17 protein-coding genes are annotated in these 18,368 nt (G+C 68.0%); 12 read left to right on the plus strand and 5 right to left on the minus strand.

Annotation, left to right across the window (positions count from 1 at the left end; translation table 11 throughout):
* Positions 1-14 precede the first annotated feature (14 nt).
* Entirely contained in the window at positions 15-671 is a 657-nt protein-coding gene (locus AM586_RS17460) for a TetR/AcrR family transcriptional regulator (protein ID WP_052234498.1), read from the plus strand.
* On the opposite strand, the gene AM586_RS17465 is transcribed toward AM586_RS17460, so the two are convergent.
* The 5 genes from AM586_RS17465 to AM586_RS17485 are packed head-to-tail and all read right to left on the minus strand — an operon-like array spanning position 638 to position 7,120.
* The gene (locus tag AM586_RS17465; protein WP_047826949.1) at positions 638-1,630 is read right to left on the minus strand and encodes a nucleoside hydrolase; all 993 of its coding nucleotides are present in this window, start codon (positions 1,628-1,630) and stop codon (positions 638-640) included. The genes AM586_RS17460 and AM586_RS17465 overlap by 34 nt on opposite strands.
* A gap of 19 nt (positions 1,631-1,649) precedes the next feature.
* Positions 1,650-3,128 carry an MFS transporter gene (locus AM586_RS17470; RefSeq protein WP_047826948.1) on the minus strand — a complete coding sequence of 493 codons (1,479 nt, stop codon included), beginning with the start codon at positions 3,126-3,128 and terminating at the stop codon, positions 1,650-1,652.
* A 20-nt stretch (positions 3,129-3,148) separates the two neighbouring features.
* Positions 3,149-5,152 (minus strand): glycoside hydrolase family 3 protein, encoded by a 2,004-nt coding sequence (locus tag AM586_RS17475; protein WP_082439383.1) that lies wholly within the window; start codon positions 5,150-5,152, stop codon positions 3,149-3,151.
* 16 nt (positions 5,153-5,168) lie between these two features.
* Positions 5,169-6,077 (minus strand): LysR family transcriptional regulator, encoded by a 909-nt coding sequence (locus AM586_RS17480; RefSeq protein ID WP_047826947.1) that lies wholly within the window; start codon positions 6,075-6,077, stop codon positions 5,169-5,171.
* 14 nt (positions 6,078-6,091) lie between these two features.
* Positions 6,092-7,120 (minus strand): LacI family DNA-binding transcriptional regulator, encoded by a 1,029-nt coding sequence (locus AM586_RS17485; RefSeq protein WP_047826946.1) that lies wholly within the window; start codon positions 7,118-7,120, stop codon positions 6,092-6,094.
* 234 nt (positions 7,121-7,354) lie between these two features.
* Between AM586_RS17485 and AM586_RS17490 the strand changes: the two genes are divergently transcribed.
* From AM586_RS17490 to AM586_RS17540, 11 genes are all read left to right on the plus strand, one after another.
* Entirely contained in the window at positions 7,355-8,554 is a 1,200-nt protein-coding gene (locus AM586_RS17490) for an MFS transporter (RefSeq protein ID WP_047826945.1), read from the plus strand.
* A 36-nt stretch (positions 8,555-8,590) separates the two neighbouring features.
* On the plus strand, positions 8,591-9,580 hold the full coding sequence (locus AM586_RS17495) for a sugar phosphate isomerase/epimerase (protein ID WP_047826944.1): 990 nt from the start codon (positions 8,591-8,593) through the stop codon (positions 9,578-9,580).
* Between the two features lie 12 nt (positions 9,581-9,592).
* Complete coding sequence (locus tag AM586_RS17500) at positions 9,593-9,976, plus strand: DUF6379 domain-containing protein (RefSeq protein WP_047826943.1); 384 nt, start codon at positions 9,593-9,595, stop codon at positions 9,974-9,976.
* A 15-nt stretch (positions 9,977-9,991) separates the two neighbouring features.
* Positions 9,992-11,053 (plus strand): sugar phosphate isomerase/epimerase, encoded by a 1,062-nt coding sequence (locus AM586_RS17505; protein WP_047826942.1) that lies wholly within the window; start codon positions 9,992-9,994, stop codon positions 11,051-11,053.
* A gap of 18 nt (positions 11,054-11,071) precedes the next feature.
* Complete coding sequence (locus tag AM586_RS17510) at positions 11,072-11,674, plus strand: gluconate 2-dehydrogenase subunit 3 family protein (RefSeq protein WP_047826941.1); 603 nt, start codon at positions 11,072-11,074, stop codon at positions 11,672-11,674.
* Positions 11,671-13,362 carry an FAD-dependent oxidoreductase gene (locus tag AM586_RS17515; protein WP_047826940.1) on the plus strand — a complete coding sequence of 564 codons (1,692 nt, stop codon included), beginning with the start codon at positions 11,671-11,673 and terminating at the stop codon, positions 13,360-13,362. The genes AM586_RS17510 and AM586_RS17515 overlap by 4 nt, the downstream gene beginning before the upstream one ends.
* Positions 13,363-13,370: 8 nt before the next feature.
* Positions 13,371-14,531 carry a Gfo/Idh/MocA family protein gene (locus AM586_RS17520; RefSeq protein WP_082439385.1) on the plus strand — a complete coding sequence of 387 codons (1,161 nt, stop codon included), beginning with the start codon at positions 13,371-13,373 and terminating at the stop codon, positions 14,529-14,531.
* Positions 14,532-14,717: 186 nt separating this feature from the next.
* Positions 14,718-15,878, plus strand: a complete 1,161-nt coding sequence (locus AM586_RS17525) for a S9 family peptidase (protein WP_060566641.1) — start codon at positions 14,718-14,720, stop codon at positions 15,876-15,878.
* Positions 15,879-15,906: 28 nt separating this feature from the next.
* Positions 15,907-16,866: a VOC family protein gene (locus tag AM586_RS17530; RefSeq protein ID WP_047826937.1), complete on the plus strand. Its 960-nt coding sequence runs from the start codon at positions 15,907-15,909 to the stop codon at positions 16,864-16,866.
* A 2-nt stretch (positions 16,867-16,868) separates the two neighbouring features.
* The gene (locus AM586_RS17535; RefSeq protein WP_047826936.1) at positions 16,869-17,249 is read left to right on the plus strand and encodes a Rieske (2Fe-2S) protein; all 381 of its coding nucleotides are present in this window, start codon (positions 16,869-16,871) and stop codon (positions 17,247-17,249) included.
* A complete protein-coding gene (locus AM586_RS17540; protein WP_047826935.1) occupies positions 17,237-18,367 on the plus strand; it encodes an FAD-dependent oxidoreductase in 1,131 nt (376 codons plus the stop codon). The genes AM586_RS17535 and AM586_RS17540 overlap by 13 nt, the downstream gene beginning before the upstream one ends.
* The last annotated feature ends 1 nt before the right edge of the window (position 18,368 follow it).

An 18,368-nucleotide genomic window follows, 5' to 3' on the forward strand; every position in this document is an offset into this window, starting at 1 on the left:
TCACAGGAGCATCGATGAGCACAGCAAAACCGGCCCGGCAATCGGCCGCCCCGAAGCAGCAGCGCAGCCGCGAATCCTACGAGCGCGTGCTCGCGGCGACCCGGCGCCTGCTGACCGAGGAAAAGGGCGCGGATTTTACCCTGGCTGACGTCAGTCGCGAATCCGGTGTCTCGATCGGCGGCATCTATGGGCGCTTCGAGAACCGCATGGCGCTCATCCTGGAAGTGCAGCTGCGCACCAACGAGTTGATGCTCGAGGAGTGCGCGGCCGGTATCGCCCAGGCCAGCGCCGCGGCGCGCGACGGCCGCGACCTGATGCGTCGCCTGGTGGTCGAGATTGCCGAGTCGCTGCGCCGGCACCGCGACATCATCAAGGCCATCGTCGACGCTTCGCTGGCCGATGCGCAGATCGCGCAGGAAGGCTTGCACATCTATGGACGCCAGCTCGAGCTGTTCCAGGCGGCGCTGCTCGCCAGGCGCGACGAGATCGCCCATCCTCAGCCGGAGCAGGCGATCGAGTTCTGTTTCCTGAGCATTTACGAGATCGTCGCCAGCCATTTCGGCTTCGGCCGCCGCAAGAGCGCGGAGGATGCGCAGTGGGCGCAGCTGCTGGCCCGGCTGCAGCACCTCTGCGTGGCTTACCTGACCACGCCGCCGGAGCCTGCCGCCTGACGCTTCAGCAGTGCCAGGAAATCACCGAAGGTCAGGCGCGCATCGAGCTGTTCATAGACGCGGATGGACCGTCCCGGCATTGCCGCGCCATAACGGCCGTCGCGCAGGATGCGCCGTGCCGGCAGCTCGCGATAGCGGCTGCTCTCGGCCGAGATGGCGCTGAGCAGCACCAGCGGGCTGTCGCCCAGCGGCCACGCGCCGCCGATATCGATCCAGTCCGGCGGCGTCGTGAAGCGGTCGTACAGCCATTCGGTCAGCGGCGAGATCGGCCGCATATCGACATCCATCTCGGCGATCGAATACTGCATCTGCCGATACGCCGCTTGTGGCACGACCCACAGCGGCACGCGGCTGCCTTCGATGACCAGTCGCGCGGCCTCGATGTCCGTCATCAGGTTGTATTCCCAGCCGCCCGCGGGAAAAGCGCCGCCGCCGATCCAGATGACGGTCATTTTCTTGGCGATCGCCGGTTCCAGGCGCAGGGCCGCGGCGATGTTCGTGAGCGGGCCGCCGCAGGTCACGATCAGCGGCAGCGGGTCGTCGCGCAGCGCCTCGGCGACGATGGCCCTGGCCGCATCCGACGGCCCCGGCGAGAAGTCTTCCGCGCCGGCCGCGATGGCGGGACGGCTTTCCAGGCCGATACGCCCGAGCAGCTCCTGCGCCAGTTCGACGCCGGCGCGTACCGTCTGGCCCTTGCCGGCGTCGCCGGCGAATTTGGGATCGAGTGCCGACACGGTGATCAAGGGAACGCGCGTCTTCGGCGACAGCAACTGGTGCGCGAGCGCCGCAAGACCATCCGGGTCGCCGCCGAAATCGTTGTCGACGATGACGCGGGCGGATGCCCGCTGGGGGATCTTGCGGGGCGCAGCCGCCAGCGCCGGGCCGAGCGCCAAGCTGCCCAGTGCGGCCGTCAAGCCTGCGCAAAAGGCGCGGCGCCCACTCTTGTATGTCTGCTGCATCGGGATCCCCTGATCGTTGTTATTCGTGAGCCTGGGTTGGGGGCGCCGCCGGACTCCTGGCGAGACTGAAGCACACCACCGCCCCGCCCAGCAGCAGCCCCGCGAACAGCGGCAGCACCTGGCGGTAGGCGCTCACGTAGTCGTAGGCCTGGCCGATATCGATCGCCGGGCCGCCATGAAAGAACAGCAGGCCCGCGAGCGCCACGCCAAGCGCGCCCGCCAGCTGCTGGACGGCGCTCAGCAGGCCGGACGCGGCGCCGGCTTCGGCCAGGGGAACGTCGGCGAGGGTCGCGTTCGACAGCGGCGGCCCGACCAGGCCGAGGCCGATGCCCATGCCGAGCTGGCCCAGCGCCAGGGCCCACAGCGGCATCGCCGGCAGGCCGATCGCCCAGCCGACCAGCAGCAGGCTGGCCAGCTGCGCGCCGGCGCCGGCCAGCAAGGTGTGGGTGCCGAGCCGGCGATGCAGGCGCGGCCCGAGCAGGCTGATGCCGAGCATGGCGCCGAGCGCGATCGGCGCGCAGGCATAGGCCATCTGCGAAGCCGACAGACCCTGACCGCCTTGCAGCACGAAGGTCATCACCAGCAGGTAGCCCGGAATGACCGGTTGCAGGCACAGGCCGCACAGCAGGCCGAGCGCCACCCGCCGCCGCTTGAGCAGGGCGGGCGGCACCAGCGCATGCCCGCCGCGCGCATCGCGCCAGCCCAGGTAGCGCCAAGTGAGCCAGGCCAGCGGCAGGGCGGCGGCCAGGATCGCGCTGGTCCACAGCGGCCAGCCGCGCGCCGGGCCTTCGATCAGCGGCAGCAGGATGGAGAACAGCAGCAGCACCGACAGCAGCGCGCCCTTGATGTCGAGCGAGACCGCCTCGACCCCGCGGCCCTTCGGCAGCAGCAGCATGCCGGCCGCCAGGCTGGCGGCGCCGACCGGCAGGTTGATCAGGAAGGCCAGGCGCCAGCCCAGGCCGAACCAGTTGGCGTCGATCAGCAGCCCGCCGACGATGGGCCCGAGCGCGGCCGACACGCCGCCCAGGAAGCCGAACACCGCATACACCCGGTAACGCAGTTCGGGCGGGTACATCACCTGCACCAGGGCCATCACCTGCGGCACCATCAGCGCCGCGCTGGCGCCTTGCAGCAGGCGTCCCGCTTCGAGCATGCCCACGCTCGGCGCCAGGCCGCACATCAGCGAGGTCAGGGTGAACAGGGCGACGCCGATCAGGAACATGCGCCGGTAGCCATGGCTGTCGCCCAGGCGCCCGCCGAGGATCAGCAGCACGGCGAAGGCAACCGCGTAGCCGGCGATGATCCATTCCAGCGAGGAGGTAGTGGCCTGCAGGCTGTGGCCGATCGAGGGCACGGCGACGTTGACGATGGTGGTGTCCAGCAGGTCCATGACGAACGCGCAGGCGACGGCGATCAGGGCGGCGGTGCGGCGGCGCGGGCTGAAGCCGGCGGCGGCCTCGAAGGCGGACTCATGGGTGGCGGAAGGGGAAACGTTCATCGATGGCGCAAAGGTCTGGTTTAGTAAGAGAGGCCGAAGCCGAACGGGAACAGCGGGTTCTCGCTGTCGTGCGGCAGGTCGGGACGCTGGCGCGCCGCCGCCGCCATCGAGGACGGCAGTTCCACCGGCAGGCGGCCTTCCGGCCTGGCCTTGCCGGTCAGGACGTCGAACAGCGCCTCGTCGCTCACGCCGAAGTTGGCCAGCACCGCGCCGGCCTTGTCGACCACGTTGGTGAGGATGGCCGCTCGCTCGAGGTTGACAGTGACGATGGTCGGCACGTGGCTGCTTGCGCGCTTGATCGCTTCGTAGTCGGGATTGCCGTCGACGAAGGCCAGCGAACCTTCGTGCGCGAGCAGGCCGAAGATATGGCGCGGGTGCAGCACTTCGAACGGCGTGGCGGCGCGGACGATGGCCAGCTCGGCCTGCGCCGGGTCGGCCACGGGCGTGAAGCCGTAGCGCGCCGCGACCGCGGCGTCGACGCCGTGCAGCCAGACCTTGCGTCCCGCATTCGTACCCGCAGCTGTCAGCGGCAGCAGCCCGCCCTTGTTCTGCAACAGGACCAGGGAACGGCGCTGCGCCTCGAGACCCTCGGCGCGGAAGGCCGGCTTGCCGACCGTCGCAAGGGCCCGGGCCTCGTCCACGTAGGGGTTCTCGAACAGGCCCTGCTGGAATTTCTGCAGCAGGATGCGGGTGGCCGAGGCGTCGATCCGGGCGACCGGAAGTTCACCGGCGCGCACCGCCTCGACCAGGTAGGACGCCTCCTCGGTGCCGCCGAACTGGTCCAGGCCGGCGTTCACGCCCTTGACGAAGCGTGCGCGCTTGCCCAGCTGTTCCACGCCCCACGGCGTGCCGAATTGCGGGAAGAAGGCCAGCGGCGTGACGCCTTCGGGCGCACCATGCAGGCACGGTCCGGCGCAGTCGTTGGTGATGGCCCAGTCGCTCAGGACCACCCCGTCAAAACCTTTTTTCCCGCGCAGCAGCTCGGTCAGCAGGGCATGGCTGTAGCCGCCGCCGACCGGGTCGAGCACCACGCCATCCAGTTCGACCCGGCCGTCCGGCTCGGAATAGGTCGGCATCACGCTCGCCACCTTCGCCGCGAACGCGCCGTCGAAGGGCAGCAGGTGGTAGGCGAAGTGGTCGGCGGAATTCGGGCCCGGGAAGCTCATGAACCTGCCCCAGGGGTTGTGGCTGTCCCAGCCGTCCTTGGCGGCGCCGTAGCCGGCCCAGTGCTTGACCACCGCGACCACGCTGCCGGGATGGAGACCGCGGTCGCCGTCCTGCAGGCCTTCGACCCAGGCCTGTACCTGCCGGCGCGCGCTGGCCGCATCCTCGCCGAAGGTCGAGAACACGCGCGGCCAGCGCGGCTCGGTCGCCAGGTCGGCCTGCGGCGACAGCGACTGCGTGAAGCCGGTCGCCAGGTATTCCTGCCGCACGATGTCGGCGAAGCGGCGCGTCAGAGCCGGGTCGCCGATCGCGGCAAGGCCCAGCGGTTCCGGCCACTGCGAGAAGCCGCCGCCGGCGACGGTTTGCCCGACCGTGTACTGGAAGTGATTGCGCGGATCGGTGCTGAGCGACACCGGGATCGCGAAGCGCGACTGTTCGGCCAGTTCCTGCAGCCGGTTGTGGACCGCCGCGAGCTGGCCGGCGTCGCCCTGCTGGCGGCTGACGAAGGTGCTGACATGCCGCTCCAGCAGCAGCGGGCGCATCGCGGCCAGGTCGGGCTGGCTGCCGTCCGCGCGCATGGCCAGGTTCCCGTGCATCATGAGGCCGGCCTTTTCCTCCAGGCGCATCGCGGCGACCAGGCTGGCGGCCCGCACCCGGGCCGGCAGGCGCCAGTCTTCGTAGGCGTCGAGCTTGCCGTTGCGGTTCAGGTCGCGGAAGCGCAGGCCGTCCACCTCGATCAGCGGCACCGTGCGGGTAGACAGTTGCGGCTGGGCCGGCGCCGGCGCGCGCATGGCGCAGCCCGCGAGCAGGGCGCACGCGGCGGCGCCGGCCGCGAGCGGCCGGAAAAGCGGGTAGTGCATGGTTTCTCCCGAAGGGCTAGATGCGCGACGCGACCTCGATCAGCCGCTGGCGCAACCAGAGGGTGGCGGCGTCGTTGCTCTTGTATTTGTGCCACTGCAGCGACTGCACCAGCCGCGGGATCTTCAGCGGCGGCTCCCACAGCCGCACCGGCAGGTAGGCCTGGGCGCTTTCGGCGATCCGGCGGTGCACGGTGGCGATGCGGTCGGTGCCGATCACCATCGCGGGCAGGGCGGCCATCGAGGGCGCCGTCACTTCCACGCGCCGGCTCACCTCGAAACTGTCCATGAACCAGCCGTCGAAGGTGGTTCCCTGGCGCTCGCCGGAGAAATTCGCGGTCACGTGGCCGCAGCTCAGGTAATCGTTCAGGGTCAGGCGCTCCTGCACGCGGGTATTGCCGGCCCAGGTGACGCACACGTACTCTTCCTCGAACAGGGCGACCGAAGGATGGCTCTTCGACAGGAATTGCGAGGGAATGATGAGGAAGTCGGCCTTGCCCTGTTCCAGCACTTCGTCCGGCCGGTCGCTCTGGCCGCGGATGTGGATGCGGATGCCCGGCGCTTCCTTGAACAGCGACTCCAGCAGCTGCGGAATCAGCACGGTCATGGTGAAGTCCGATGCCAGCAGGGTGAAGTCGCGGCTCTCGCTGCCGGGATCGAATTCCGGCTGGGCGGCGATGGTCGAGTCGATCCGCATCAGCACTTCGCGCACCGGTTCGATCAGCGCTTCGGCGCGCGGGGTGAGCAGCAGCTGGCGGCCGGAACTGACCAGCAGCTCGTCTTCGAAGTAATCGCGCAGGCGCGACAGCGCATTGCTGGTGGCGGGCTGGCTCAGGTGGATCTTTTCGGCGGCGCGGCTGATGCTGCGTTCGGTGAGCAGGGCATTCAGGACGACCAGCAGGTTCAGGTCCAGTTTATTGAATCGCATCGCTTCCTTTCGTATCAGGCCGACTCGCGCACCACCAGCGCATGCTGGAGCGTACGCGATTCCGGGTGGCCGCCGGCCAGGCGTTCCAGCAGCATCTTGGCGGCAGCGGCGCCCAGCTCGAACATCGGCTGCGCGATCGTGGTCAGGGCCGGCTCGAACATCTGGGACAGGGGAATGTTGTCGAAGCCGACCACCGCGATATCTTCCGGCACCCGGCGCCCGGCGCGGCGAAAGGCCTTGATCGCGCCGATCGCCAGCGTGTCCGAGACCGCAAACACGGCGCTGGGCGGCGCTTCCAGGGCCAGCAGGGCGCCGGCCGCCTCCATCCCGAAACTGTAGTCGGTGCCGCGCGCGATGCGCACCAGCTGCGGATCGAGCTGGAGGCCGGCGCGCTTGAGGGCGGCTTCGTAGCCGGCATGGCGCTGGCGCGCCCACAGGTAAGTCTCGTCCGCGCCCAGCAGGGCGATGCGGCGATGGCCGCGGTTGATCAGGTATTGCACGGCGTCGAGCGCGGCCTGGCCGTGGTCGATGCTGGCATGCGGGAGACCGCTGTCTTCGATGAATTCCGAGCAGGCCACCCAGGGCAGGTTCGGCAGCTCCTCGATGAGCGGCTGCAGGTCCTGGAAGTTGGCCAGGCTGATGACGCCGTCGACCAGGCGGTTGTACACGGTGTCCAGCGAAGCCTGCTCCGCTCCGCGCGCATCCGGGGCGCCGCCCAGCACGATGCTGTAGCCATGCCGGCGCACCACCGATTCGATCCCTTTCACCGTCTCCGAGTAAAACGGATTGGCGAAATCCGGCACCAGCACCAGCAGCAGCCGGCTTTCGCCGCGCATCAGGCTGCGCGCGAAGGGATTGGTGCGGTAGCCGAGCGCCGCCACCGCCGCCTCGACCCGTCCGCGCGTATCGGCGCTGACCGGCTTGCTCGCATTGATCACGCGCGACACCGTGGCGATCGATACGCCGGCCTGCTCGGCGACCGCGCTGATGGAAATCGCTCTGCCGGGAAGGGCGGGCGAGGGCAGGGAAGATTTCTCGGACATGGGTGGTTTTCGTAAGGATGGATCTTTTGGGAAAACGTTTTCCTACTATAGCGAAAAACCCGCTGCCATAGCGGCAAGTCATCTATTCAAGTTTTGGATACTTGCTATTCATAAAAAGAAAGGATGGGCGGCGGGGAAAAGGCCGGGAAAACCCCTATCATGAGCCGGTCAGATTTTTTCCCAAATGAAAACGAAGCGGCGCCCACGCCGCACGGAAGAATCAAGGAGACACATATGCATTACACCGCACGCCAGGCCGACTGGCGCCAGGGCTGGATCCTGGTCATGGCCGGTTTCCTGCCGGTGATGGCGATCATCGCGCTGTCGCCGACGCTGCCGACCCTGCTGGCCCACTTCCACGATGTCGGCAATCCGCAGCTGATGGTGCCGCTCCTGATCACGGCGCCCAGCGCCTGCATCGCCCTGTTCGCGCCGGCCGCCGGCGTCGTCGTCGACCGTTTCGGCCGGCGCAAGCTGATGCTGTGGGCGATGGCCGTGTACGGGATCGGCGGCTTCATCCCCTTCTTCATCGATAACTTCTGGGCAGTGGTCGCCGGGCGGGTCGTGATCGGCCTGGGCGAGGCGGCCGTGCTCACCATCGTCAACACGCTGCTGGCCGACTATTTCGAGGAAAAGGCTTGCCACCGCTGGCTGATGATCCAGGGTGTGACGGGCTCCGTCCTCGGTTCCGTCACCATCGCCTGCTCGGGCTTCCTGGCCGCCAGGGGCTGGCAATGGCCGTTCGCGGTCTACGGCGTCGCCTTCCCGATCCTGCTGGCCAGTGTCTTCTTCCTGTTCGAGCCGCAGCCGCGCGGCCGTGCGCAGCAGGAGGCGGCGGCGCCGGCAAGCTCGCCCTTTCCCTACATGGTCGCGCTGGGCGTGTGCGGCGTGACCGTCCTGCTGTCGACGATCTACTATGTCCAGGTGATCCATTTCTCGGTGCTGCTGAAGGAACTGGGCGTGGCCGATCCGCAATCGATCGGCCTGGCGATGGCGATCCCGAGCCTCGGGGTGCCGATCGGCGCGGTCCTGTTCAAGCTGACCACCCGCTTCGGCGTGCGCAGCCAGATCGCCCTGGTCTTCGCCGGCTACTGCATCGGCCTGGCCGGGATCGGCCTGGCGCCCGACTACAAGGTGGCGCTGGCCTTCGCCTTCGTGCAGCAGCTGGCCAACGGCATCATCGTGCCGGCCCTGATCGCCTTCGCCCAGAGCCGGTTCTCGTTCGAGCACCGCGGCCGCGGCATGGGCTGGTGGGCGAGCGCCTTCTTCGCCGCCCAGTTCCTGTCGCCGGCCGTCGTCAACATGGTCCGCAGCCTGTTCGGCGGCCTGCAGCCCGCTTTCGTCGTGTTCGGCGTCGTCGCCGGCATCGGCGCCGCCGTCACCGTGCTGGTGCGCAGCCGCGCCGGCGCCCCGGCGGTCTCCGCACGCATCTGATTTCCATTGATCGTTCCCACCACAACAAGGTCCAGCATGAACCCAACACACAGCATCAAGCGCGGCGTGTCGCTGTACTCGTACCAGTACGAGACCTTCCTGCGCAAGATGAGCCTCGACGATTGCATCGCCCACGCGGCCGGCCTCGGCGCGCGCGGCATCGAGGTCGTCAGCGAGCAGTCCTTCACGCACTTCCCGGACGTGCCGCAGGCGGAAATCGACGGCTTCTTCGCCTCCCTCGAGAAGCATGGCGCCTACGCGCAATGCCACGACATGTTCCTCGACACCAAGCTGTACAAGCACCGCAAGCTGAACTTCGACGAGATGGTCGCGTCGATGCAGCGCGACCTGCGCTTTGCCCACCGCCTGGGCTGCAAGACCATGCGCATCATCGTCAACACGCCGCCCGAGGTGGTGGTGGCCTGCGTGCCGCTGGCGGAGGAGCTGGACATCCGCATGGGCATCGAGGTGCATTCGCCCTTCCACTTCGACCACCCGTGGATCCTGCGCTATACCGAACTGACCCGCGCCACCGGTTCCGACCACGTCGGCTACGTCCCGGACATGGGCATGTACATCAAGGACTACCCGCCGGTCTTCCGCGACCGCTTCCTGCGCATGGGCGCGACGCCGAAGATCGTCGAGTTCATCCTCGAAGCGCACAAGGCGCGCGTGCTGCCCGACTACGTGCTCATGGACATCCGCAAGATGGGCGCCAACCAGGTCGACCTGGGAATGGCCGAGACCCTGCGCCACAACATCTGGAGCAATCCGCGCCGCATGCTCGAGTTCATGCCCTGGATCTTCCACATCCACGCCAAGTTCTACGAGATCGACGACACCGGCAAGGAACCGTCGATTCCCTACGACGAGATCATCCCGGTCCTGATCGAGGGCGGCTACACCGGCCACCTGTCCAGCGAATACGAAGGGCAGCGCCATATCGAGGACGCGTTCGAGGTCGACGGCCGCGAGCAGGTGCGTCGCCAGCAAGAGATGTTCAAACGCCTGTTGGGCGAAGCATAAAGGAGCCGCGCCATGTACGACAAACACATCATTTATCCGGACAGCCTGCGCAACCTGGCGGACGGCAAGGGCTTTGCCCTCGGCGTGCGCCTGCCTTACTACCGCGGCCAGCCGCTGTCGGTGGTCGAGGACATCGCGGTCAAGGTCGACGGCGTGGCGGTGCCGCGCGAGCAGGTGCGCTTTTCGGTGCGCGGCAAATCCTGGACCCTGGACCAGCTGGAAGAGAACACCGCCGAGCGCTGGGAATTCGGCGAAGTGGCCGAGGTGTCGGTGCTGCAGGCGCAGGGCCTGGCGGCGGGCAAACATGAAGTCGCGGTCGGTGTCCAGCTGCGCATCTCCTACCTGCCGTGGAGCCCGGTCACGAACTGCACGCGCACCGAGACCATCGGCGCCTGAGGTGAGCGAGAGGCCATGACCACCACTATCAAGGGACCGGCGATCTTCCTGGCGCAGTTTGCCGGCGACGAGGCGCCGTTCAATTCCTGGGATGCGATCACGAAGTGGGCCGCCTCGCTCGGCTACCGCGGCGTGCAGCTGCCGTCCAACGACACGCGCCTGTTCGACCTGGCGCGCGCCGCCGAAAGCCGCGACTACTGCGACGAGATCAAGGGTATCGCGGCTGCCAACGGCGTCGAGATCACGGAGCTCAGCACCCACCTGCAGGGCCAGCTGGTGGCCGTGCACCCGGTCTACGACGAGGCCTTCGACGTGTTCGCACCGGCGGCGCTGCGCGGCAAGCCGGCCGCGCGCCAGCAGTGGGCGGTCGAGCAGGTGCTGCTGGCGGCCAGGGCCTCGCGCAACCTGGGCCTGGATGCGAGCATCAGCTTTCCCGGCGCCCTGGCATGGCCCTTCCTGTATCCGTGGCCGCAGCGCCCGGCCGGCCTGATCGAGACCGCCTTCGACGAGCTGGCGCGGCGCTGGCGCCCGATCCTGGACGCCTACGACGAGCAGGGGGTGGACATCGCCTTCGAACTGCATCCGGGCGAGGACCTGTTCGACGGCGCCACCTTCGAGATGCTGCTCGAGCGCGTCGATCACCATCCGCGCCTGAACATCGCCTACGACCCCTCGCACTTCCTGCTGCAGCAGCTCGACTACCTGGAGTTCATCGACCTGTATCACGAGCGCATCAAGGTGATGCACGTGAAGGACGCGGAATTCCGCCCCAGCGGCAGGCAAGGCGTGTATTCGGGCTACCAGCCCTGGATCGACCGTGCGGGACGCTTCCGCTCGCTGGGCGACGGCCAGATCGACTTCAAGGCCATCTTTTCCAAGTTCGCCCAGTACGGCTTCAAGGGCTGGGCGGTGCTGGAATGGGAATGCTGCCTGAAGCACCCGGAACAGGGCGCGCTCGAAGGCGCCTCCTTCATCCGCGACCACATCATCCGGGTGACCGAGAAGGCCTTCGACGATTTCGCCGGCGGCGCGACGGATCCGCAGCAGATCCGCAAGATGCTCGGCATCAGTCAATAGAATAAAACGAGGAGACACATGGACCGAAGAACCCTGCTCAAGCGGATCGCCCTGGCGGCCGGCGCCGCTTACTGGAGCGGCGAAACGCTGGCGATGCAGCTGGCCAAGTCGGCAGGCAGCCGTCCGATTGATGACGGCAAGCCGGAGCCGTTCCCGGCGGCGCACAAGGCAAGCCTGGCCGCACTGTGCGAACTGATCATCCCGAAGACCGACACGCCGGGCGCGATCGAAGCCGGGGTGCCGGCCTTCGTGGCCGACATGTACGCGCACTGGATGGTGCCGGCCGAGCGCAAGCTTGTGCTCGAGGGCCTCGCGCAACTGGACAGCGCGGCGCAGGCCGGGCATGGACGCGGCTTCGCGGCCTGCACCCCTGCCGAGCAGGCGGCGCTGCTGGCGCCCGCGCGCAAGGAGGCGGGCAGCTACCGGTCGCAGTCGCACGGCCTCGACGGCCGCCTCGCCGATCCGGCCGCGCCCTTCTTCTTCAAGATGCGCGACCTGGTCACGCTCGGCTACTTCACCTCGGAGGCCGGCGTGAACGGCGAACTGGCCTACGTGCCGGTGCCGGGCCGCTGGGACGGCGACGTCGACACCAAAACCTGGAACAGGCAGATTCAGATATGAGCTACGAATTCGATGCGATCGTGATCGGCTCCGGCATCACGGGCGGCATGGCGGCGAAGGAGCTGACGCAGCACGGCATGAAGGTGCTGGTGCTCGAGCGCGGCCGTCCGCTGGAACACCAGAAGGACTACAAGACCGAGTTCGTGACCCCGTGGGACGCGCCCGGGCGCGGCGCGCTCGACCGCGACGCGATCGCGCGCGACTACCCGATCCAGTCCAACCAGCCCTTCGGCCAGTTCAACTGGGCCAACAAGGACTACTGGGTCAAGGACAGCGAACATCCCTACGTGCAGGCCAAGCCCTATGCCTGGATCCGGTCCAGCATCCTGGGCGGCCGGTCGACGCTGTGGGGGCGCCAGGTGTACCGCTGGTCGGACCTCGACTTCGAGGCCAACAAGCGCGACGGCCATGGCAGCGACTGGCCGATCCGCTACAAGGACATCGCTCCCTGGTACAGCAAGGTCGAGAAATACATCGGCGCCTCGGGCGAAAACCTCGGCCTGGCGCACTTCCCGGACATGGAGCTGCTGCCGCCGATGGAGATGACGGCGCCCGAGAAGCACCTGCGCGAAGCCATCCGCGCCAAGTGGCCGGAGCGCTACCTGACCATCGGCCGCACCGTCAACCTGACGCAGGAGCACAACGGCCGCGGGCCCTGCAATTACCGCAACATCTGCTCGCGCGGCTGCTCGTTCGGCGCCTATTTCTCCTCGCTGTCGGCGACCCTGCCCGACGCGCAGAAGACCGGCCTGCTGACCGTGAAGACCAACAGCGTGGTCCACCGCATCGTCACCGACCCGAAGACCGGCAAGGCCAGCGGGGTCGAGGTGATCGACGCCCTGACCGGCAAGCGCAAGGTCTACACCTCGCGCATCGTGTTCCTGAACGCAGGCACCGAGGCCAGCGTGCAGATCCTGCTGCAGTCGACCGATGCGCGGAACCCGAACGGCCTGGGCAACAAGGGCGACGTACTGGGCCGCTACATCTGCGACCACGACAATGCCGCCGCATTCGGCGTCATTCCCGGGATGATGGACCGCTATTACTATGGGCGGCGCGCCAACGGCATCTACATGCCGCGCTTCCGCAACCTGAAGGGCGTGCGCGACGAGGGCATCGACTTCGACCGCGGCTACATCATGCAGGGCGGCTCGATGCGGATGGGCTGGGCCGACATGGCCGGCGACGGCGACGATTTCGGCGCCGACTACAAGAAGCGCCTCGCCAATCCGGGCCCATGGGTCGTGTTCCTTGGCGGCTTCATCGAAACGCTGCCGCGGCGCGAGAACCGCATCACGCTCGACCCGCAGGCGCGCGACCGCTTCGGACTGCCGCTGTTGCGCTTCGACGTGGCGCGCGGCGAGAACGAGGAGAAGATGGCGCGTGACGCGATGCAGGAAGCGAAAAAGATGCTGGAGGCGGGCGGCGCCCAGGGCGTGATGTCGATGCGCGTCGGCGCAACGCCGGGCGTCACCGTGCATGTGCAGGGCGGCGCGCGCATGGGCAAGGACCCGATGGACTCGGTGCTGAACGCCCACAACCAGGTGCATGGCGTGCCCAACCTGTTCGTCACCGACGGCGCGGCGATGGCATCGAGCAGCAACGTGAATCCCTCGTTGACCTTCATGGCGCTGACCGTGCGCGCGGTCGACTACGCCGTGGCCCAGCTCAAGGCCGGCAATCTATGAGCGCGCAAATGAACGATCCCGCCTTCCCGGGCCGGATCCGGCTCGGCATGGTCGGCGGCGGCGAGGGCGCCTTCATCGGCGCCGTGCACCGCATCGCGGCCCGCCTGGACGACCGCTACCAACTGGTGGCCGGCGCGCTGTCGTCGCGGGCCGACGCGGCGCGCCGCTCGGGCCTGGCCCTGGGACTGGACCCGGAGCGCATCTACGCCGACTATGCCGAGATGGCCCGGTGCGAGGCCGCGCGGCCGGACGGCATCGAGGCGGTCAGCATCGTCACCCCGAACCACCTGCATGCGCCGGTGGCGCGCGCCTTCCTGGAAGCCGGCATCCACGTCATCTGCGACAAGCCGGTGACCACCAACAGCCTCGATGCGCGCATGCTGCGCGACCTGGCGCAGGAGCGCGGCCTGGTCTTTGCAGTCACCCACAACTATTCCGCCTATCCGATGGTCCGCCATGCGCGCCAGATGGTGCGCGACGGGCTGCTCGGCGAGATTCGCGTGGTGAATGTGCAGTACGCCCAGGATTGGCTGGCCGAGCCGATCGAGCACGATGGCCAGAAGCAGGCCGCCTGGCGCACCGACCCGGCGCGCGCGGGCGGCGGTGCGATCGGCGACATCGGCACCCATGCCTGGCAGCTGGCCGACACCATCGTCGGCCGGCCGCTGGAAGCCCTGGCTGCCCAGCTGAACAGCTTCGTGCCGGGACGCGCGGTCGATGACGACGTGCAGGTGCTGTTGCGCTACCAGGGCGGGGCGCGCGGCATGTTATGGGCGAGCCAGGTGGCGACCGGCCACGGCAACGACCTGCGGATCGGCGTGTACGGCAGCCGCGCCGGCATCCAGTGGGCCCAGGAGCGGCCGGACGAGCTGCTGTGGACCCCGCTGGGCGAGCCGACCCGCATCGTCAAGCGCGGCACCCCGGCCGCCAACGCGGCGGCGGCGCGCGTCAGCCGGATCCCGGGCGGCCATCCGGAGGGCTACCTGGAAGCCTTCGCTTCATTGTATGGCGAGGTGGCGGCCCACCTGCTGGCCGCGCGCGATGGCCTGCCGGCGCCGCAGGATGCCGAATTCCCGACCATCAGCGACGGCTTGCGCGCCGTCGAATTCATCGAAGCCGTCCAGGCCTCGGGCTGCGCCGGCGGCGGCTGGACGCCGCTGCCCGCATAAGCGCTTTCCCTAGCACCGAATGTCTCCTCTTCGACGGGCGCGGCCATCCGCGGCCGTCTTTTTTTTCGCGATCCGCCCGCGAAATCGTATTCACGGCATGGATAGCTCGTATGGGAAAAATCCATTTTACTCATCCATCCGCTAATCCTTACAGTAGCCCATCGCCACACCTGAGAAGCAAACACCATGTTCAAGTATTTCCCCACCAATTACGTCTGGAATCTCTCGGTCGACCTGGCCATCGAGATGGGCGCACGCATCGGCGAGATCGAAGCCATGTGCGCCCCGCTGCAGGAAGCGGCGAAGCAGCCCGACGCCGCCGGCACCAAGGCCTTCCGCGAAACCTGGGCCGCCATGGCCGACAAGCTGTGCGCCCTGGCCGAGGAAGACGAGGCGCGCGGCCGCCTGATCTCGGCCGGCGACAAGTACAACCGCGCCGCGACCTACCTGCTGACCGCCGAGCGGCTGCAGGCCCACGGTGCGCCCGGCCGCCTGGCACTTTACAGCCGATTTCTCGACGTGTTCGCGCGCGGCGTGAAGCTGTCCGGCGAGAACTGCGAACGGGTCGAGATCCCGTATGGCGATGCGCATATCTCGGGCCTCTACGTGCGTGCCGAAGGCGTCCAGGGGCGGGCGCCGATCCTGGTGCAGGTGAATGGCCTCGACTCGACCAAGGAAATGAAATACCGCGTCGGCCTGCCGGCCTGGCTCGCGAAGCGCGGCGTGTCCTCGCTCGTGATCGACCAGCCCGGCACCGGCGAAGCGCTGCGCCTGCACGGCATGCATGCGGTGTATGACAGCGAGCGCTGGGCCAGCAAGGTGGTCGACTGGCTCGAGACCCGCGCCGACGTCGATGCGAAGCGCATCGGCCTGGAAGGCGTGTCCCTGGGCGGCTACTACTGCCCGCGCGCGGTGGCCTTCGAGCCGCGCTTCGCGATGGGTGTGGTGTGGGGCGCCAACCATGACTGGCGCGACGTGCAGAAGAAGTGCCTGCAAAAGGAAGGCAGCTTCCCGGTCCCGCACTACTGGGAGCACGTGCGCTGGGTGTGGGGTGCGAAAGACCAGGACGAGTTCATGGCGATTGCGGAAAACGTCCACCTGGACGGCGTACTGGACCGCATCAAGGTGCCGTTCCTGGTCACGCACGGACAAAAGGATTCGCAGATCCCGCTGCACTGGGCGGAGCGCACCTACGAACAGCTGGTCAACAGCCCGAAGCGCGAGCTGAAGATCTTCACCGAACGCGAGGGCGGCGTGCAGCACTCGAGCTTCGACAATTCGGCCAATGCCGGCGCCTTCATCGCCGACTGGGTGGCCGAAACCCTCGGCGGCCGCACCGCCCTCTGAACCGACGACCCATATTAGAGAGAGACACATGAATATCATCGGACCCGACGCACTGGTCTTCGGCGTCGACGACGTCGCCGCCTGCAGCCAGTACCTGAGCGACTACGGCCTCAAGCCGGTCGATGCCGGCCCGGCCGGCGGACGCTTCGAAGCGCTGGACGGCACCGCCATCGTGCTGGCCCGCATGGACGACCCAACGCTGCCGGCGTCGATCGGCACGGCAAGCATGCTGCGCAAGACCATCTATGGCGTGGCCGACGAGCAGACGCTCGCCGCCATCGCCGCGGAGCTGGGCCGCGACCGCGAGGTCAAGCGCCTGCCCGACGGCAGCATTGAGGCCGTCGACGACATGGGCTTCGTGCTCGGCTTCCAGGTGACGGTACGCCGTGCGCTTGCGCTGCCGGCGGAAGCCATCAATGCGCCGTATGCACCGGCCGGGCGTCCGGCGAACGTGGTCGGCGTCGACGAAAACGCCGCGGCGCTGCCGCGCACGCTGTCGCACGTGGTGTACTTCGTGCCCGACGCGGCAAAGGCCGAAGCCTTCTATGTCGAGCGGCTCGGCTTCGCCTGCACCGACCGCCTGCTGGGCGCCGGACCCTTCCTGAAACCGGCCGGGACCGACGACCACCACACGCTGTTCATGATCCAGACCCCGCCCTTCATGAAGGGCTGCGAACACTTCACCTTCCACATGGGCGGACCGACCGAGGTCCTGCAGGCCGGCACCCGCTTCGTGAACAAGGGCTACCAGTCGTTCTGGGGGCCGGGGCGCCACAAGATGGGCTCGAACTGGTTCTGGTACTTCAATAGCCCGCTCGGCTGCCACGTCGAGTACGACGCCGACATGGACCTGCACGACCAGAGCTGGCAGGCGCGCGCGGTGCCGATGAGCGCCGATGCGTCCCAGCTGTTCCTGTTCCAGCAGCGCGACAAGTGGGCGCCGGGCGGTCCGCCGCCAGGCGCGGCAGGCGCCGCCGAGAGACATTAAGCATGAGCACGAGGGCCGCGCCGGTATTCCTGTGCCGCGACGACGAACTGGCGGAACGCGAATCGCGTGGCTTCGATCCCTGGAACGAGGGTCACGATACGGTCCTGCTGGTGCGCCATGGCGGCAAGGTCTATGGCTGGCGCGATGCGTGCCCTCACCACGGCGGCACGCCGATGGCCTGGCGCAAGGACGCGTATCTGAATTACGATCGGAACCGTATCGTGTGCGCCGCGCATGGGGCGCAGTTCGACATCGAGAGCGGCTCCTGCGTCCTCGGGCCCTGCCTGGGCCAGTCGCTGCAGCGCGTGGCGCTCACGGTGTCACACGAAGGACATATTTACATTCGTCCACAAGGCGAAGAGGAGACATCATGGCAGGAGTAGTGAACAAGGTACTCATCATCGGCGGCGGGTTTTCCGGAATGGCCGCCGCCATCGAATTGCGCAAGCGCGACATCGCCGTCGACCTGGTCGAGATCGATCCGGGCTGGCGCTCGTACGGCGCCGGCATCAGCCTGGGCGGCGCCACCATGCGCGCGCTGGTCCAGCTTGGCGTGATCGATGCGTTCCTGGCCGAGGGCGACGCATCCGACGGCGTCGAGCTGCATATCCCGACCGGTCAAAAGGTCGCCGAACTGCCGACCCCGCGCCTGGCCGGGCCGGAAGTGCCGGGCAACGGCGCCATCATGCGTCCGGTGCTCGCGCGCATCCTGGCCGAGGCCACGCGCAAGGCGGGCGCCAAGGTGCGCCTGGGCTGCACCTTCACCTCGATCGTGCAGGACGCCGGTGGCGTCGACGTCGCGTTCTCGGACGGCAGCAGCGGCCGCTACGACCTGGTGATCGGCGCCGACGGCCTGTATTCGAAGGTGCGCGAAGCCGTGTTCCCGGACGCGCCGAAGCCGCAGTACAGCGGCCAGGGCGTGTGGCGCGCCGTGCTGCCGCGCGACCCGGAGGTCAATGGCACCATGATGTGGATGGGGCCGAAGATCAAGCCGGGCCTGAATCCGGTATCGCGCGACGAGATGTACCTGTTCGTGACGGAAGACCGCGCCGCCAACGACTTCATCGATCCGGCCGAATTCCTGACGCGCCTGAAAGCCCTGCTGGCGCCGTTCCCGGCGCCGCTGTTGCAGCGCGTACGCGAGCGGCTGGACGAGCATTCGCAGATCATCTACCGCCCGCTCGAAAGCCTGCTGATGCCCAGTCCCTGGTACAAGGGCAGGGTGGTGCTGATCGGCGATACCGTGCATGCCACGACGCCGCACATGGCTTCCGGCGCCTGCATCGGCATCGAGGATGCGCTGGTGCTGGCCGAAGAGCTGGGCCGGGCCGGCAGCATCGACCAGGCGCTGGACCGCTACCTGGCGCGGCGCTGGAGCCGCTGCCGCCTGGTGGTGCAGAACTCCGGCCGCCTGGGCGAGATCGAGATCGCCGGCGGCGACAAGGAAGAACATGCCCGCATCATGCGCGAAACCCTGACGGCGCTCGCGGCGCCGATCTGAG

The sequence above is a fragment of the Massilia sp. WG5 genome, from assembly GCF_001412595.2.
Lineage (GTDB): Bacteria > Pseudomonadota > Gammaproteobacteria > Burkholderiales > Burkholderiaceae_D > Telluria.

Bases quoted from the DNA above. Each gene is read 5' to 3' on its own strand.
- AM586_RS17460 (WP_052234498.1), top strand. From the start codon at position 15: ATGAGCACAGCAAAACCGGCCCGGCAATCGGCCGCCCCGAAGCAGCAG.
- AM586_RS17465 (WP_047826949.1), bottom strand. From the start codon at position 1,630: ATGCAGCAGACATACAAGAGTGGGCGCCGCGCCTTTTGCGCAGGCTTG.
- AM586_RS17470 (WP_047826948.1), bottom strand. From the start codon at position 3,128: ATGAACGTTTCCCCTTCCGCCACCCATGAGTCCGCCTTCGAGGCCGCC.
- AM586_RS17475 (WP_082439383.1), bottom strand. From the start codon at position 5,152: ATGCACTACCCGCTTTTCCGGCCGCTCGCGGCCGGCGCCGCCGCGTGC.
- AM586_RS17480 (WP_047826947.1), bottom strand. From the start codon at position 6,077: ATGCGATTCAATAAACTGGACCTGAACCTGCTGGTCGTCCTGAATGCC.
- AM586_RS17485 (WP_047826946.1), bottom strand. From the start codon at position 7,120: ATGTCCGAGAAATCTTCCCTGCCCTCGCCCGCCCTTCCCGGCAGAGCG.
- AM586_RS17490 (WP_047826945.1), top strand. From the start codon at position 7,355: ATGCATTACACCGCACGCCAGGCCGACTGGCGCCAGGGCTGGATCCTG.
- AM586_RS17495 (WP_047826944.1), top strand. From the start codon at position 8,591: ATGAACCCAACACACAGCATCAAGCGCGGCGTGTCGCTGTACTCGTAC.
- AM586_RS17500 (WP_047826943.1), top strand. From the start codon at position 9,593: ATGTACGACAAACACATCATTTATCCGGACAGCCTGCGCAACCTGGCG.
- AM586_RS17505 (WP_047826942.1), top strand. From the start codon at position 9,992: ATGACCACCACTATCAAGGGACCGGCGATCTTCCTGGCGCAGTTTGCC.
- AM586_RS17510 (WP_047826941.1), top strand. From the start codon at position 11,072: ATGGACCGAAGAACCCTGCTCAAGCGGATCGCCCTGGCGGCCGGCGCC.
- AM586_RS17515 (WP_047826940.1), top strand. From the start codon at position 11,671: ATGAGCTACGAATTCGATGCGATCGTGATCGGCTCCGGCATCACGGGC.
- AM586_RS17520 (WP_082439385.1), top strand. From the start codon at position 13,371: ATGAACGATCCCGCCTTCCCGGGCCGGATCCGGCTCGGCATGGTCGGC.
- AM586_RS17525 (WP_060566641.1), top strand. From the start codon at position 14,718: ATGTTCAAGTATTTCCCCACCAATTACGTCTGGAATCTCTCGGTCGAC.
- AM586_RS17530 (WP_047826937.1), top strand. From the start codon at position 15,907: ATGAATATCATCGGACCCGACGCACTGGTCTTCGGCGTCGACGACGTC.
- AM586_RS17535 (WP_047826936.1), top strand. From the start codon at position 16,869: ATGAGCACGAGGGCCGCGCCGGTATTCCTGTGCCGCGACGACGAACTG.
- AM586_RS17540 (WP_047826935.1), top strand. From the start codon at position 17,237: ATGGCAGGAGTAGTGAACAAGGTACTCATCATCGGCGGCGGGTTTTCC.